A 16,797-nucleotide genomic window follows, 5' to 3' on the forward strand; every position below is an offset into this window, starting at 1 on the left:
GTAATAAGTAAGATTTATGATTCTGTTAGTAAATGCAATAGATCATAATGAAAGCTCTAGGGGAAGTGGTAGGACACTTCCCTTTTCGCTTTATACTATCATGGTGGCAAACAGTTTCTTTTCATAGTTTATTGCTGGTTATATTTTTGTTGGATTGATTACTTAATAATTAGTTTCCGATTTGGGAGCAACTCACCTTTAACACCTGTATTTTGATATAAGAAATCCAAGAAAGTAGATAACTTCACCCCTCTGCTCATTTTGCCTACTAAATCCACCTGAGGAATCTGCCCTAGATACTCAATATCTAAATCATACCATCGGCCGATTATGCGCATGCACTCTTCAAAGTTCAATCCACTAAGATCGAAGATGCCATCTTTCCAAGCCGCAACTGCCGCAGCATCTACAGAGAGCTTCCTTATTACCTTATTCTCTTGATTAAGAAGTGCTTGTTGGTTTGGCTTTAATAGTAGATCATTGACTTTTAAAGATCCTGACAGCAACGTAGTGCGCGCATATTGCTCATCACTATAAGTATTTACATTAAACACAGTTCCTAAAACACGTATGTCCTGAGCTTTAGATTGGATAAGAAAGGGAAGATTCGCATTCCTTTTTACCTCAAAGAATGCTTCCCCAGATAATTGTACAGTACGGTTTTTTATATTAAAATCTTTAAAAATTGTCAAGCGACTATCTGCATTTATCCAGACCTTAGTCCCATCTGTCAACACGATCTGGTACTGCCCGCCGCGAGGTGTAACTAATTGAACCTCTTTCGCATTTAACATGGTTCGATCAGAACCATCCAAGTAGCTATAAGAAGAGTCAGATAAAACTACGCCCGACTTCTCCCCATTTAATACTATTTCCTCTCCATCGATAATCATAACAGCAGCGTCCTTACCAGGCGAAAGATCGACTTTCTTCATTACAACCTCTTCCGTTAACTTTTCGGTGCTATTCCAAAATCCGCTATAAATTGAAAATCCAATTGCAAACAAAAGGCATGCTGCAGCTATTCCTATCCATGGCTTCCAGATTTTCTGTGTTTTATGATCTATGTTCGTGGTTGAGCTCTCCTCTCCTAAGGAAATGACTTGTTGAATTCTGTTTTGCAGATGGTCGATACGATCTTTAATGAACTGATCTAAATTAATGGAGTCTGATTGCAAATCTGAATGCTTTTGCATAAGTGCTTGCAATTGTTCATCTGGCAATGCAGCAAGTAACGCAAAAAATTCCTCGTAGTCCTTTAGGTCTAGATTGTTCTGCAAATACAATTGCAAAAGATCTTGAAGTCTTGAATCTGTTGTATTCAATTTTTATGTGTTTATAATGGTCGCTTTACGCTTGGTCTTTATACTATATACAAGCGTCGGACAGAAACACACTATGGAGAAATGAATATTTTTTTAAAATTGTATAGCTAGTAATAAAAAAATACCGACAAGGTATTCCTCACTATAGTTCTTCACAATAAAACACCGGATATCGTGGATGGCATTAACCAATTGATTGCTTACTGTGGATACCGAAATACCTAACAAGTCAGCTACTTCTTTATAGCTTCTACCTTCCACTTTACAAAAATGCAGAATCTCACGGCGCTTTGGAGTAAGCGTAGCTATCGCACGATCAATAATTTCTAAGCGCTCTTTATCGAGCAATTTTTCTTCCGAGTGAAAGTAATAGGAGATTGAACTTGCCCAAACTTCAGCCTGCAATGCCTTATCCCTGTTAATCTTCTTGATTACATTAATCGCCAAGTTGCTTGAAATTCTATAGAGAAAAGTTTTGAACCCTCGATCGGGCTCAATTTCAGCGCGAAGATTCCATACCTTTACAAAAACTTCCTGTAACACCTCCTCAACTAGTTCCGGTGACTTCAAGAACTTCAATAAGTGCGCATATAGAGCCGGCGAATAAAACAAATAGATTTGATTGAATGCTGGCAAACTGCCTGCTTTCAACTCCGTTAGAAGTAATTTCACATCAATATCTACACTCTTATTCATCGGTGCGTCATCATTAAACGATTTCTTTTAATCGCTAAAGTTATAAAACTGGCAAAAGGTGTTTATAGGTTATGCGTGTTTTGCGGTATTATAATGTCTCAAATTAGCACATATTTCTAAAATTTCCAATTATGAGAGTCGAAATCTGCGAGTATGAAATTTTAGAGAACGATGAATTAACCTTCTTTCTAGATGTTACGAGGAGTTTGTTGCATTGAATAAGGAGGATTCACAGAATTAAAACGCTGACATTTCAAGCTCCTCGGTTGTTGGAGAGGAAAATAAAATAACTACCACCATTCAGCAATGGGCAGTTTATAGAATTTTAAGTCAATCGCCGATTGCCAGGGCGCCATGGGGAATGACCAGCTTTCAGGGATTTTATCAAATCGGCGACCAATGGATTGATCACCCCATTGATATTCTACTTTATATACTTTGCCTGCATACTCGATAGTTCCAAATAGGCAGGGTTTCGAGCTACCTGAAACACCATTCGTATACATGGTTGCTTTAGTAAAAACCACTTGCTGACCAGCAGGAATCTTTACAATAAATTTAGCATCGGGCTCTTCAATGGTCAATCTTTCATGGAGGTTTTGGTAATTTCGTTGATACCGGTCGGTTATCAGGTTTGGGAAATCATCATTGCTAGGGAATTCCTCGACAAAAAGTTCGACATCTCGAACCAGAGTTAGGGGTTTGTTTATTATCTCTTGGAAGGGAGTTATCTTACTTAGGCTAGTCGATTTAGTTTTGACGGTCGCATAAAGCATGAAGCAGAAAAGGAATATTGCTCCAATAACCACTAAAAGTGCAATTTTCAACACGCGCTTACCGGTTAATTCCTTTTTCTGCTTCATCAATTATTTCTTTTCCGTAAGGTTTACCTCAAGTAGACCATCCGTAGATTTTAAACGGATATTATAGCTTTCTTGTTCTTCAATCTTCATCTCAGCAACCGTTTCCTCAAAATCCGTAGAGTTCATATTTGCTGGCGCCTGGTGGTGAGTCTGCATTTCTTTGCTCATCGCCAATTTTACTGTACCATTAGCATTCTCCGTCACTTTAAACCATCCAAACCCAGTCTTCAACGGTATTCTCTGTCCTTCCTCATAGCGCTCGAAGCGTCCGAAATATATATTATTGGGCTCCATAGTTTGCTCTAAAGGCTGAGCTGCATTAATATTAGGATTTACAGGCTTTAAGAATGAATCATACGTTAAATATGCGAAGAATCCGATAACAGCAAGCAGCATGATATATCCAAATATAGTGATCTTGAACCGATATGGTGCCGCTGGAACCTGTGACCCTTTTAGTCGTGCTACACTGTGCATTCCTTCCGTCCAATTTTTTTTACTAATTCTTTTATTCGTTACGGTATCCACATAAAATGGAGCTGCGTCCTTCGAGGTCGCTTTAAAAAAAGCCGTACTCGAGTAAGTTCGAACAAAGGATAAAATCATCGGATTACCAGCGTTTACCGGGTTTACTAATTGGTCTACTGCAAAGGCAGCTTCTTCTTGTTGTCGGACAGAAAAAAACATATAATTCTTTTTAGTTTAAGTTCAGCGATTCGATTTTCGAAGCACTGTTGTGTAAACCAAAGGTAAGTTGCTCGGAAAAAAAATACTATCCGATGCCTTGCGGATTTATATAATATAAATAGTCAAAAAGGGCTAAAAATCAGTTCCGAACACTATTTAACTACCTTCTTCTTTTAAATAATCTAAAAATTGGGAAGGAGTTACACCTGTACTTTTCTTAAATGCTTTACTGAAAATACTATGTGAAGAGAAGCCTGAGACCTCCGCCAGATAACTGATTTTATACTGTTCAAACTGCGGTTCGTTCTTGATACGGTCGATGATATAGCGAATACGAAGACCATTGATATAATCATTGAAGTTCATCTCTTTAAAAGTGTTGATGATCTTAGAAAGAGTAATTGTGTTAGTCCCGAGATAACTTGCCAAATAAGATAAGCTCATACGGCTATCAACAAAAAGATCGCTTTGCTCAAATTCCATCAATTTGTCTAATATCCTACTCGTCTTTTCATCCATTTCCTCTTTCGGAATCGATGCTGTCCGTTCATTTACGTGACGCTCCTTCTTCAATGGGACAACTACTGCTCCTTCCGAGCTAACTTCATTTTCCATCTGATCCATATATTCCTCAATTCTTGCTCGAATGGCTTTATTTTCTGTAACCTGATAGAAAGAAAAAAGAATTAAGCCGATTGTAAGAATAGCAAAACTGGTTAAACCATAGCGAAGAAGATTGTTGCTATTATTGGTTGATTTAATGTCTTCTTCAAGCTTACTGACCTCCAAATTATTGATAAATGAATTAACGAAGTTGGATTTCCGATTATCATTCATCGCAGCATCCTGCTCAATAAACAAGCGAGAATACTCCATCGCTTTCTCAGTCGCACCTATTGCCTTGCTAGATAAATAGGCATAGCGCAATGCCTCCATCTCAAAATCGATATAATCAGCTATAGCCACTTTGGAATGTATAGCTGTTTCAGCCTGCTTCAACGACTCACTATAATTGCCCTTTTGGTAATTGGCAATGGCCAAGAAAATGCGGGCTTTATATTGATATTCTTTAAAATTATGAGAATCCCCTAGATTAATTACGTCTTGCAGATACGGAATGGTCTTGTCATATTCTTTCTTAAATAGATAAAGCTGGCCGAACGCCACTTTCCGCATCACACTAGAACTATACATATCATTTGGAAAGTGTTTTTCAATGATAGCTTTCGATTCGTTCAAATATTTTTCGGCACTCGTAAAATCCTCCTTCATCGTATATCCATGTGCGATGAAATTGATGAGTACTGACTTTCCCATCCACAAAAAATCCAAATCAGTACCGACTAATTTTTTAGAGTCTTCAATTTTCTCGATCTCTTCGAGATTCTTCAGATTTTGTTCGATAAATAAATCGAATTTACCGCTTAAATAATAGAAATAGCTGTATTCTGCCTTCGACAATATCTTATTGATGCCTTCTGGTAGTTCCTCAATTAGGGGTTGAGCAGCCTCAAATACGGCTTGACTTTTCTTATATTCTTTCTTTCTATAATGAAGCTCTCCGATCGAGAGTTTTGCAACAACCTGGTTGGTGAGATCGGCAGTTTTCGCAGACAAAGAATCAAGCTTCGTATAATAAATTAAAGCCGAGTCTAACTTGCCCTCCGAGATCAACAAACGTCCGAGATCCTGATATAGAAGTTTGGTCTCATCAACACTAAGCTTTCGCTTTTCCAAATATTCCAAATAGAACGTACTATGCGTGTAGAAAGCCTTATCTAAAAGCTCTTCATTAGAATATTTAGCCAGCGTATCCGCCACTTGATTTCCCCGTACAACTGTCGATTGCAGGCACAATAAACTAAGAATAATCAAAAATAAACTAGGACGCTTTAATCGCATGTAATGAAAATAGTATAATTGGAGCATTGTCACTGCTTAGGTCAAATCTTGCGTAAAATAAGTCTTAATTAAATAATACTACAGCCAATATAATGCCACAATAAAACTATTTATAAGTATTGTTGTTGTACGATTAATTATAAGTTTAAACACAGAGTAATAAGTGCTTAGTAACGAGAGAAATTGACCTCATTAGCACAACAAGATTACTTATATATCGTTTTATTGTAAACAGATAGATCATTTCATTAGCATTCTTAATTATGCCCATGGATAATTTTTTCATTCTTACAGGCGGACCAGGGGTCGGAAAAACAACTTTACTACGCGCATTAGAAAAAGAAGGTTTCACAGTAGTCGAAGAAGTCGCACGCCATATTATACAAGAGGAGGTGCAAAAGCGTGGCGACGCGTTGCCATGGGCCAATAAGACCAAGTATGCCGAACGCATGTTATTGGGTTCTATCGATAGTTTTGAAAAGAAACAAATTGCATGTCCTCATAACATATGTTTTTTTGATCGCGGTATTCCTGATTCGCTGGCTTACGCCAGAATGGAAAAGCTAGATTTAGCTCATGAACTTCTTGAGCGGAGCAGCAATTATAGATACAATCCTATTGTATTTATACTTCCGCCTTGGGAGGAGATATACGAACTTGATCAAGAACGAAAACAAAGTTGGGACGAAGCTCTTAAAACTTATCATGAAATTCAAGACACCTATATCGCATCACATTACCATTTAGTCGAGATCCCGAAGACTGATGTCGATTCACGGCGAGACTTTGTGATGAAAACTATCGTTGCAGCAATGAAGATGAAGAATAACGGATAGCCGCGATTTCAACAGTTCGTATTAACAACTCATTTAACAGCTAAACCCCTACAGAATCGGCCATCAAATAATCGTCAGCGAAATAATTTTATTTTGCTATGCGTGAAATTTAACTATATTTATGTAATGATACATGTAGCCTGTGCCCTGATAGAGAAAGATAATCAAGTTCTAATTTGCCAACGATCTGCGGATATGAAACTTCCCTTAAAATGGGAGTTCCCCGGCGGCAAACAAGAAGAAGATGAGACCTTGGAAGAATGCTTACTTCGCGAGGTAGAAGAAGAATTGAAGTTAAAGATTAACATTCATCGCCCATTGACCAAGGTGGAATACCACTACCCTGACTTTTCATTAACCCTTTATCCCTACATCTGCAGCATCAAATCCGGTAAACCTACAAAAACCGAACACGAACAAGTAATCTGGGTCGATCAAGTTGACCTCTGGAAATACGACTGGGCAAACGCCGACCTCCCCATCATAGAAGAGTATATTCGTATTGTGAGAGAAGCAATATAAAACAGAAAAGAGCCTTTATTAGGCTCGTTTCTGTTTAGACATTAGATATAAGACATTAGATTTTAGACTTTAACCGGCTTATCTCAATGTCTATAATAAACATATATTGAGCTATGCATTTTTAGAAAAGTAAAAATCAACTAAGTTTCAAATTATAAAACAAGTCAACACTATTCAGGGATAGACAAAGGTCTAAAATCTAATGTCTAACATCTTATATCTATATAAGCTGTTTCAAAGCAATCTCATAACCCCTCGACGAAATACCTGTCTTAGAAGTTGGGTTGGCAGCATGTATAGCTTCCATAGCTTTTAAAATAATGTCAGAGACATCGGAGAACAAAGCATCATCACTGATTTCTATATTGGGTTGCATAAGGTAAGCGAATACCCGTGCCATGCCGCAATTAGCAATAAAGTCTGGGATAACAGCAACATGTTGATCTGCATACTCCATCACCGGGCCGTAGAAAATCTCCTTATCGGCGAATGGAACATTCGCGCCAGAAGCGATAAGCTCTAAGCCGTGAGCTACCATCGTATTGACCTGCTCTTTGGAAACCAGTCTTGAAGCTGCGGCTGGGATGAAGATATCAGCACCTAATTTCCAGATACGCTCGTTGATCTCTTCAAATGGGATCAGATGGTCTGCGGCGAGGGAGTTCCCGTTACGGGATAAGAATAATGCCGCGATTTCTTCTTCGGAGAAACCCCTTTCATTGATCAATCCACCAACGCGATCGATAATCCCTATAACCTTTGCGCCAAATTTACTCAGGTAAAATGCTGCCGACGCGGCTACATTGCCCCATCCTTGGATGATCGCAGTCTTCTCGCCTATTTCGCCTCCAAACAGCGAATAAAAGTGACGAACTGATTCAGCTACCCCAAATCCAGTAATCATATCGGCAACCTTATATTTACGCTTCAATTCCGGACTGTAGGTGCCATCTTCCAATACCTTGGAAACTCCATAACGAAGTTGTCCGATTTGATGTATCCGACCATTCTCACGAACATCAAAATGCCCGCTAAGCACACCCTCTTGAGGATGCCACAAGCCGTATTGCTCCGTTAATGGGATAACGTCTGTTATCTCATCTATATTTAAGTCCCCTCCTGTGCCATAATAGTTTTTCAACAATGGTGTAACAGCCTTAAACCAGCGATCGAGCACGTCTTTTTTACGAGGATCCGAGGGATCAAAATTTATACCCGATTTAGCCCCGCCGATAGCAGGTCCAGATACCGTGAATTTCACCTCCATGGTCTTCGCTAGGGATTCTACCTCATTACGATCCAATCCTAAGCGCATACGGGTCCCTCCGCCTGCGGCACCACCGCGCAAGGAATTAATAACAACCCATCCTTCGGCATCCGTCTCCAGATCTTTCCATTCAAATACAATCTCCGGACGCTTCTCTTCGAAAGCTTTCAATAATTCTTTCATTCTAACTTTGCAATATATTATAGGTTTCCTCTCTTTTCTTGTTCTCTTTCGATCGCTTCAAATAAAGCTTTGAAGTTTCCAGCACCAAAACTCTGTGCGCCTTTGCGCTGAATAATCTCATAAAATAAAGTCGGACGATCTTCCACAGGTTTGGTGAAAATCTGAAGTAAGTACCCTTCCTCATCACGGTCAACTAAAATTCCCAAATCTTGAATAATCTTGATTTCCTCATCAATAGCACCGATACGTTCTGGTAGCATCTCGTAGTAAGCCTCTGGAGGTGCCCCTAAGAACTCTACTCCTCTAGCCTTCAATGCTTTTACTGTAGAAACGATGTCATTAGTTGCTAAGGCAGCGTGCTGAACACCTTCGCCCTCGTAAAACTCTAAATACTCTTCAATCTGTGACTTCTTTTTCCCTTCAGCCGGCTCATTGATCGGAAACTTCACATAGCCATTGCCATTGCTCATTACCTTGCTCATCAATGCGGAATACTCTGTATTGATCTGCTTGTCGTCGAAAGAAAGGATATTGACAAACCCCATCACATCCTGATACCACTCTACCGTTTCGTTCATTCTTTCCCAACCCACATTGCCGACGCAATGGTCGATATATAATAAACCTGTTTCTTCCGGATTATAATCTGATTCCCATACTTGGTAGCCCGGCATAAAAGCACCAGTATAATTCTTACGCTCAACGAACATATGTACCGTTTCTCCATATGTATAGATACCAGCAGTGCGAACTTCGCCAAACTCATCTTGTTTGACTTCTAATTCCCGATATACTTTAGCACCGCGGCTAACTGTTTCGTTAAAAGACTTCTCTGCATCGTCTACCCATAGCGCTAACACTTTCACGCCATCACCATGCTTCTTAACATGCTCAGCAATTGGATGGTCAGACTTCAACGCTGTAGTCAGCACCAAGCGTATTTTGTTTTGCTTAATAACATAAGAAGCGCGGTCGCGAACGCCGGTTTCCGGACCGGCGTAGGCTTCCGATTGGAAACCAAAAGCAGTCTTGTAATAATGGGCTGCCTGTTTTGCATTGCCCACGTAAAATTCAACGTAATCTGTTCCGTTAATAGGTAGAAAATCCTGCGCTAGAGCAATCTTTTCTGCGAATGTTTGTGCCATAATCAATAATTTATAATAGTCGAATGTTTTTAACTTAACCAGGAAATGTAATAGTCAGGATCCTCTAATTCCAAGGCTTCCTTCGTCAATTTCAGCGGACGGAAAGGATCGATCATAACCGCTAGTTCATCTGTTCTCGTTTGTCCGATGCTCTTTTCCACAGTACCAGGATGCGGCCCATGCGGAATACCGCCCGGATGTAAGGTAATCTGTCCCTTTTCGACAGATTTACGGCTCATGAAATCGCCGTCCACATAATAAAGAACCTCGTCGGAATCCACATTGCTGTGGTTATAAGGAGCAGGGATAGAATCCGGATGATAGTCATACAAACGCGGACAGAAACTACATAACACAAAAGAGTTTGTCTCAAAAGTCTGATGAACAGGTGGCGGCTGATGCAACATACCGGTGATCGGCATAAAGTCATGAATAGAAAATGCCCATGGATAGTGATATCCATCCCAACCAATAAAATCAAAAGGGTGACTTCCGTAAATGTATGGATAAATCAATCCTTGCTTCTTAATCTTAACTTCAAAATCGCCAAACTCATCATATGTCTTCAGATTCTGAGGACGCTTGATATCTCTTTCATAGAAGGGTGCATGCTCCGCTAATTGTCCAAACTCATTTCTATAGCGCTTTGGTGTGCGGATGGGCTCGAAGGATTCGACAATAAATAACCTATTGTTCTTATCGTCAAATTCCATTTGATAGATTACTCCCCTCGGGATCACTAGGTAGTCGCCGTAGGCAAAAGGAATTTCCCCATAGCCGGTTTTTAATGTTCCTGAACCCTCATGTACAAAAATCACCTCGTCAGCTTGGCTGTTCTTATAGAAATAGTCCTTCATCGAATCCTCTGGCGCCGCCAAAGAAATATGCAAATCGTCGTTTACCAAGACCGGCACTCGACTTTCTAAATAATCTGCTTTAGGTTTTACCTGAAAACCCTTCAGGCTCGTATGTTTTAGATGCTTATCACGTGCTACTGTTGGCGACACATCATAGGGTTCTTGTATTTGTTTAACTAGGGTTGGTGGATGACAATGATAGACTAAAGCATAGGTGCTCGAGAAGCCGTGTGTAGATACCAACTCTTCCGCATAAAGCTCGCCATTGGGCTTTCTGAATACAGTATGTCGTTTTGGGGGAACCTGTCCCAATTGATGATAAAGTGGCATATTAAAAAGATTTATAAATTGATTATTAACCCGATTGCTATACAGCAGCGGATATGTTTATTTCTCGAAATAGTAATGAGGAATTAGTATTGGGCAAACACAACATCAGCAATAAGTGCCTTCGTAAGAGGCATCATTCCTTTTGGAGGAAAGACAATATTTGCTCTACTGATGTTCATAAATGGTTATTGCTATTACCCAAATATACGGCATTTTATTTTATATTTACGTCGGAATACAGAATAAATCTTTTATTTAACAAGTCATTTTCAAATACTTAAGAAATAAAAGAACCAATTGTAAATTTTAAACTTTCGAACAACATCCGTTATGAAAATCATAACATACCGACAAAATAATCAAGAATCATTAGGTTTTGTACATCAAGATTACATCATACCGGTATCCAAAATCGGTAATCACCTACCGGAAAACATGGAAGCATTGCTAGCTTCCGGAAAAGAGGGACTGGAAAATCTCAATAAAGCATTCCAACTATATCTACAAAACAATCCGGACGCAGGATCAGGCTTATCGCTCGGCGAAGTTGAATTACTCGCACCAGTGCCGAGACCCTCATCCTTAAGAGATGCCTATGCCTTTCGGCAACACGTGGAGACCTCGCGAGCAAACCGAGGATTAGAGATGATTCCTGAATTCGATCTATTTCCGGTATTCTATTTCTCTAATCATCGCGCTATAGCCGGCCCTGGAGAAGTGTACTGTATGCCTGATCATTTTGACCGCATGGATTTCGAACTGGAAGTCGCAATCGTTATCAATAAAGAAGGTAGAAACATTAAAGCCGGAGATGCCGATGATTATATCGCCGGTTATATGATCATGAACGACCTGAGTGCTCGGCGCTTGCAAATGGAAGAGATGAAGCTGAATCTTGGCCCAGCGAAGGGAAAGGATTTCGCAACAGTAATTGGACCATATTTAATAACAAAAGATGAACTCGCAGCCTACAAGATTCCTAAGCCTGTTGGTCGCCAAGGCGATTTATACGATTTACAAATGGAATGCTTTGTCAACGACGTTAAGGTGTCATCAGGCAGTTTGGCGAGCATGAACTGGACCTTCGCGGAAATCATCGAACGTATATCCTATGGCGTGACCATCTACCCTGGCGATGTGATAGGCTCCGGAACCGTAGGAACGGGATGTTTTTTAGAGCTTAATGGAACCGGAAAGCGCAAAGACCCAAACTACGAAGAACAGTGGCTGCAGCCGGGCGATCGCGTCCGCATGGAAGTTACCGCTTTAGGAACGCTTGAAAACACCATACTCTTAGACAAAAACCTATAAAAACAAACTAGCGATTGATATGCAAAATCTAGAGACCAAAACTTTCGAACCCGCGGTACATGGACGCGTATTCGACAACCTGATAAAATATGCTGTTGCCCCTCGACCTATCTGCTTCGCCAGTACAATTGATGCGGCCGGCGAGATAAACCTGAGCCCATTCAGCTATTTTAATTATATGTCGCAAAACCCGCCGATCTGTGTATTCTCACCCCTACGCCGAGTACGCGATGGTTCTACCAAACATACCTTAGACAATATTAATGAAGTTGCGGAAGTAGTGATCAATATTGTAAACTACGATATGGTGCAACAACAATCACTTGCGAGCACGGAATATGCAAAGGGCATCAATGAATTTGAAAAATCAGGGCTCACCCCTATTCCTTCACAACATATTAAACCACCGCGTGTCGCGGAATCGCCGATACAGTTGGAATGCAAAGTACGCCAAGTCATCCCGCTGGCAGAGGACGGTGGAGCCGGCAATTTAGTTATCGCCGAAGTCGTTTGCATGCATGTAAAAAGCCATCTTCTTGACGAGAATGATCTAGTCAACCAGGCAGATCTGGATCTTGTTGCGCGCTTGGGCGGAGATTGGTATTGTCGGGTAACCGAAGAAAACCTGTTCGAAGTACCAAAACCATTGAGGAAACTTGGAATCGGCGTGGACCAGCTACCCGAACACATCAGACTTTCCAGCATATTAACGGGCAATCAACTAGGTCTTTTAGCGAATATCGAAGCACTTCCAGAGGAAACTGATCTGGCAAGAAATGATTCTCACGTGCAGCAATTGCTAACCATGTGGGAAAATGATAAGGTTCAATTAACAAATGAGCTGCATCGATATGCAGCCCAGCTTCTTGACCAAGACGAAATAGACTTCGCTTGGCAGGTATTATTACTGGCATAACGTCAGACTGATATTCCTGTCTTTCGCCAAGCGTATACCATCCTGAATAAGTTTATCTAATTCAGGATGTTTTGTTTTCATCATCCTCAAATAGCCTTCTGCATCTATTGCCAAGTCTTGTTTTTCGCGATCTAAAGCGATTTCTAAAATCTCCATCGCTGCTAACCAGGTATCCGAAAAATTCGCATCTAAACCTGCCAATTTCTTGACCAAGGTATCCACATCACCTTCCGCTTCGCGCACATCGCGAATAGACTGATATACCTCTTGCAAAGCTTTAACGCGGTCCGAATAGACGCCTGCAGCAATTGGCTCACCTGTACCGGTCCCTGCACCTTCATAGGCATCCTTATCTGCGGCACCAGCAAAAACAGACACTATTTTATGACCGACGGCCATATCATAAGTTCCCCATTCGGGTTGAAAATAAACTTTGCCCGATGCATCCTTCACCGTACAATCGCTGAACGAAATTATCAATAATCGGTCATTCCGAAAAGTCAGCGCATCAACAAGGCCGCGTACCTCTAATCCTGATTCAAAATGTAACTCAGCAGGCTTTCCTTGAACTATTCCGAGTTCGCTTAACTCGTGTACCGAAAAGTCTTCTAAAGGTTTAGAAATCCCTTTTAATAGACCTACAGGCGAGCTAAAACCATCTTTATGATAATTCTTCCCGTGCCCCTCTAGCTGCTTGTCCTCGAACGCCAATGAAGTGGGACTGCTCGTCTTTACGCCAATGAGTTCTTTACTATCAGCGAAATCTACAAATACGCCCGAAACCTGCAGTCCGGAACTATATACCACGGTACAAACCGTGCGGCTATCGATCGCTTTATCAACGCTCTCTTTCCCGCCTACGCGGAAAGCCATTTGATTCGCAAATTCATCTAATACATCGTAAACCTGATGAAAATCTGCTGTTACAAACAATTGGGGTTGAGGCTGCGTAATATCATATGCATAATTGATCGCATCTATAGTATAAGGAAGCTTACTCACTTCCGGGCGCATACAATTCGCGCTTTCACCGATTGAAGAAAGTAAGCCCGCTCCATATATTTTTGGCTCTTCCAGGGTTCCTATCAAGCCATACTCCACTGTCCACCAATGTAAGCGACTTAATAAAGCCATCTCCGAAGGCTCGCCCATATTTTTCGAGATTGCCTCAAACTTAGACTCTGCAGCATCAATTTCTTCCTGCGAGGCCCCTTCCTTCTCTTTCACGATGGATAACTCTCGAATCGCCTCATACAGTTCCATGTCTTTCCCAGAACTTAAAGCTTTGGTACCGACGGATCCGAAATACTGCAGATAGTCGGCATATTCCGGCTCTCCGATAATTGGCGCATGCCCAGAAGACTCATGGATGATATCTGGAGCTGGCGTATAAGAGATATGATCTATACTACGGATATCCGCCGCAATCACCAAAACACGATGTGCTTGAAACTCCATGAATGCCGAAGGCGGAATAAATCCATCAACAGTGACGGCTCCCCAACCTATTTTTTTCAACGCATCGTTCATCGACTGCAGGTTCGGAACTTCCTCAATGCTAAGGCCTGCCTTCGTCAACCCTGGTATGTATGGGTAGTAAGCTATCTTACGCAAATAAGCGTAGTTCTGGCGCATAACATAGCGCCATACCGCCTGGTCAATCGCTGTATATCTGGAATAGTCTTGCGGAACAATGTATTTTAACAAATGCTTAGGTAGCTGAGCAACTACCGGATTATCATAATGATTCATTTATAACCGTTTTAACAAACATAATTATTTTAATTGTTAATCACAACGAATATTAGTTGGTCTAAAAACAAACGAGTTAAATGTCAGGCAGGATTATCCTTACAATCGTTTTAATTGAAAACTTAACAATTTCATAAAATTCAACCCTTTATAAACCAACATTTTTTTATTTTTGCAAACTTCTCCTCTTAGTCGATGTTTAAATGAGGAGGAAGTCAGTCCCTAAAAAAGACTGGTAATTTGAATTGAAATGGATGAAAAACTTAGACTGTTCGATCTAGCGTTTAGACAGGTCGAACTATTTCCAAACCTTGATATTTTCTCGCATAAAAAGGAAGGTGAATGGAAGCCAATAAAAACCGAACAATTTTTAACGGAAGTAAATGCAATCGCTAAGGGGCTTATTGAATTAGGCGTTAAGCCAAGTGAAAAAGTAGGCCTTATTGCGGATAGTAGTGTGGAATGGCATATTGTAGACTTTGCGATTCAGCAGATTGGTGCAGTAACCGTTGCCATTTACCCTAATATCACGGATGCTGATTATCAATTCATCTTCAACGATGCAGAGATCAAACTTTGTATCGTAAGCAACAAATCCCTTTATAATCGAATTCTCTCATTAAAAGACTCCATCTACACCTTAAAATACGTGTTTGCGATGGAGAAACAGGAGAATGTTAGGCATTGGGACGAACTGAAGACCCTAGGAGAAAAGATTTCTGACGAACAATTAGAGCTCCTTCGCGATGCTGTAAAACCAGAAGATCTTGCGACTCTGATTTATACATCAGGAACGACCGGCAAACCTAAGGGTGTGATGCTAACGCATAACAACATCATGGCCAACGTGGAAGCCGCTCGTGAAATTACTCCGTGCCAGGCATACCATCGCTCCCTTACCTTTCTTCCTCCCTGCCATGCCTATGAGCGTATGGTCATCTATACCTATCTCTATATCGGTATTACAACTCATATTGCGGAATCATTAGACAAAATAGGCCAGAACATTAAGGAAGTGCAGCCACATATCATGACAGCCGTGCCTAGAATTCTTGAGAAAGTCTATGAAAAGATCATGAAAACAGGCCTTGAGCTGACCGGCATGAAGCGTAATATCTTCGATTGGGCGGTAAAAGTTGCGGAAGATTATGATCCAGACCCAAAGAAAAGAAGCTTTGGATATAATATCAAACTGAAACTTGCTAAGAAGTTAGTTTTAGATAAATGGTATGAAGCATTAGGCGGCCAGTTGATGACTGTAGCGTCGGGCAGTGCCTCTCTACAAGCCAAGCTTGCGCGTGTATTTTTAGCCGCAGGCATCCCCCTATATGAGGGCTATGGAATGACCGAAGCCTCTCCACTGATTTCTGTGAATCACTATATCAAAGGAACCCGTGTGGGCACCGTAGGTCTTCCTGTAAAATATGTGGAAATTAAGCTAGCCGAAGATGGTGAAATCCTAGTGAAAGGTCCTAACGTTATGCAGGGCTATTACAAAAATAAAGAAGAGACAGATAAGACGATTATCAATGGCTGGTTGCATACCGGTGATATCGGAACTTGGGAAGAGGGTCGTTTCTTAAAGATCATCGATCGTAAAAAGGAAATGTTCAAGATTTCCGGCGGTAAGTACGTAATCCCACAGCCGATCGAAAAGAAGCTGTTAGAATCAAACTACATCGAACAAGCTATGGTAATAGGTGATGGACAGAAATTCGCTTCGGCCTATATCGTTCCGAATTATGCGCATTTGATAGACTGGAGTAAATCTGAAGCACCAGAGCTACGTGATCTGCCGAAAGATCAGTTCTTGAAACAGGATAAGGTGGTCAGAAAAATCAATAAAGAAGTACAATTGGCGAATAAACATTTCGGAAATTGGGAGCAGATTAAGCGCCCGATTATTCTAGCAAATGAATTTACAATTGAAGATGGAGAATTGACTCCTACTTTGAAAATGAAAAGAAAGGTAATTCTCGAAAAATATAAAAAAGAGTTCGAAGATCTTTATCATACAGCAGAGTAACAAGTAATTTTACCCTGCGCGTGTTACATGAAGAGCCCCATTAGTTGATGGGGCTCTTCGTTTTTTCTGTTTTGTAAGTTTTAAGGGCCGAAAGAACTTTTATCCCTATCCGCGATTCAATGGAAACATGAAAGATTTCTTATCTTACATCAACAAGCACGAACAAAATCTTTCCGATT

General features: G+C 40.7%; 14 protein-coding genes. 5 read left to right on the forward strand and 9 right to left on the reverse strand.

Annotation, left to right across the window (positions count from 1 at the left end; genetic code table 11):
• Nucleotides 1–158 precede the first annotated feature (158 nt).
• The 5 genes from B2400_RS02395 to B2400_RS02415 form a co-directional block, all read right to left on the reverse strand.
• Nucleotides 159–1,325: a FecR family protein gene (locus tag B2400_RS02395; RefSeq protein WP_293930564.1), complete on the reverse strand. Its 1,167-nt coding sequence runs from the start codon at nucleotides 1,323–1,325 to the stop codon at nucleotides 159–161.
• Between the two features lie 93 nt (nucleotides 1,326–1,418).
• Nucleotides 1,419–2,021: an RNA polymerase sigma factor gene (locus B2400_RS02400; protein ID WP_149525597.1), complete on the reverse strand. Its 603-nt coding sequence runs from the start codon at nucleotides 2,019–2,021 to the stop codon at nucleotides 1,419–1,421.
• 290 nt (nucleotides 2,022–2,311) lie between these two features.
• Entirely contained in the window at nucleotides 2,312–2,884 is a 573-nt protein-coding gene (locus B2400_RS02405) for a hypothetical protein (protein ID WP_286651271.1), read from the reverse strand.
• A 3-nt stretch (nucleotides 2,885–2,887) separates the two neighbouring features.
• Nucleotides 2,888–3,571, reverse strand: a complete 684-nt coding sequence (locus tag B2400_RS02410; RefSeq protein WP_293930566.1) for a hypothetical protein — start codon at nucleotides 3,569–3,571, stop codon at nucleotides 2,888–2,890.
• Between the two features lie 156 nt (nucleotides 3,572–3,727).
• On the reverse strand, nucleotides 3,728–5,392 hold the full coding sequence (locus B2400_RS02415; RefSeq protein WP_293930568.1) for a helix-turn-helix domain-containing protein: 1,665 nt from the start codon (nucleotides 5,390–5,392) through the stop codon (nucleotides 3,728–3,730).
• A 350-nt stretch (nucleotides 5,393–5,742) separates the two neighbouring features.
• Here B2400_RS02415 and B2400_RS02420 point away from each other — a divergent pair, with 350 nt between their 5' ends.
• Together B2400_RS02420 and B2400_RS02425 are read left to right on the forward strand one after the other, a co-directional pair.
• On the forward strand, nucleotides 5,743–6,309 hold the full coding sequence (locus B2400_RS02420; protein ID WP_293930569.1) for an AAA family ATPase: 567 nt from the start codon (nucleotides 5,743–5,745) through the stop codon (nucleotides 6,307–6,309).
• A gap of 126 nt (nucleotides 6,310–6,435) precedes the next feature.
• On the forward strand, nucleotides 6,436–6,831 hold the full coding sequence (locus tag B2400_RS02425) for a (deoxy)nucleoside triphosphate pyrophosphohydrolase (RefSeq protein ID WP_260044928.1): 396 nt from the start codon (nucleotides 6,436–6,438) through the stop codon (nucleotides 6,829–6,831).
• Between the two features lie 220 nt (nucleotides 6,832–7,051).
• Here the strand turns inward: B2400_RS02425 and B2400_RS02430 are convergent, their stop codons facing one another.
• The 3 genes from B2400_RS02430 to B2400_RS02440 are packed head-to-tail and all read right to left on the reverse strand — an operon-like array spanning nucleotide 7,052 to nucleotide 10,613.
• On the reverse strand, nucleotides 7,052–8,281 hold the full coding sequence (locus B2400_RS02430) for a Glu/Leu/Phe/Val dehydrogenase dimerization domain-containing protein (RefSeq protein ID WP_293930573.1): 1,230 nt from the start codon (nucleotides 8,279–8,281) through the stop codon (nucleotides 7,052–7,054).
• Nucleotides 8,282–8,298: 17 nt separating this feature from the next.
• Nucleotides 8,299–9,426: a 4-hydroxyphenylpyruvate dioxygenase gene (gene hppD, locus B2400_RS02435; protein WP_286651276.1), complete on the reverse strand. Its 1,128-nt coding sequence runs from the start codon at nucleotides 9,424–9,426 to the stop codon at nucleotides 8,299–8,301.
• Between the two features lie 29 nt (nucleotides 9,427–9,455).
• A complete protein-coding gene (locus tag B2400_RS02440) occupies nucleotides 9,456–10,613 on the reverse strand; it encodes a homogentisate 1,2-dioxygenase (RefSeq protein WP_286651277.1) in 1,158 nt (385 codons plus the stop codon).
• A gap of 330 nt (nucleotides 10,614–10,943) precedes the next feature.
• On the opposite strand from B2400_RS02440, the gene B2400_RS02445 reads away from it, so the two are divergent.
• Both B2400_RS02445 and B2400_RS02450 read left to right on the forward strand, forming a co-directional pair.
• Nucleotides 10,944–11,924 carry a fumarylacetoacetate hydrolase family protein gene (locus B2400_RS02445; RefSeq protein WP_293930576.1) on the forward strand — a complete coding sequence of 327 codons (981 nt, stop codon included), beginning with the start codon at nucleotides 10,944–10,946 and terminating at the stop codon, nucleotides 11,922–11,924.
• A gap of 19 nt (nucleotides 11,925–11,943) precedes the next feature.
• Complete coding sequence (locus B2400_RS02450; protein ID WP_149525586.1) at nucleotides 11,944–12,840, forward strand: flavin reductase family protein; 897 nt, start codon at nucleotides 11,944–11,946, stop codon at nucleotides 12,838–12,840.
• Here B2400_RS02450 and B2400_RS02455 read toward each other — a convergent pair.
• Nucleotides 12,829–14,592 carry an aromatic amino acid hydroxylase gene (locus B2400_RS02455; RefSeq protein WP_293930578.1) on the reverse strand — a complete coding sequence of 588 codons (1,764 nt, stop codon included), beginning with the start codon at nucleotides 14,590–14,592 and terminating at the stop codon, nucleotides 12,829–12,831. The genes B2400_RS02450 and B2400_RS02455 overlap by 12 nt on opposite strands.
• Nucleotides 14,593–14,842: 250 nt before the next feature.
• On the opposite strand from B2400_RS02455, the gene B2400_RS02460 reads away from it, so the two are divergent.
• Entirely contained in the window at nucleotides 14,843–16,618 is a 1,776-nt protein-coding gene (locus B2400_RS02460) for an AMP-dependent synthetase/ligase (protein ID WP_149525584.1), read from the forward strand.
• Nucleotides 16,619–16,797: the final 179 nt, after the last annotated feature.

It is taken from the genome of Sphingobacterium sp. UBA6645 (assembly GCF_002455685.1).
Taxonomy (GTDB): Bacteria; Bacteroidota; Bacteroidia; order Sphingobacteriales; family Sphingobacteriaceae; genus Sphingobacterium; species Sphingobacterium hotanense.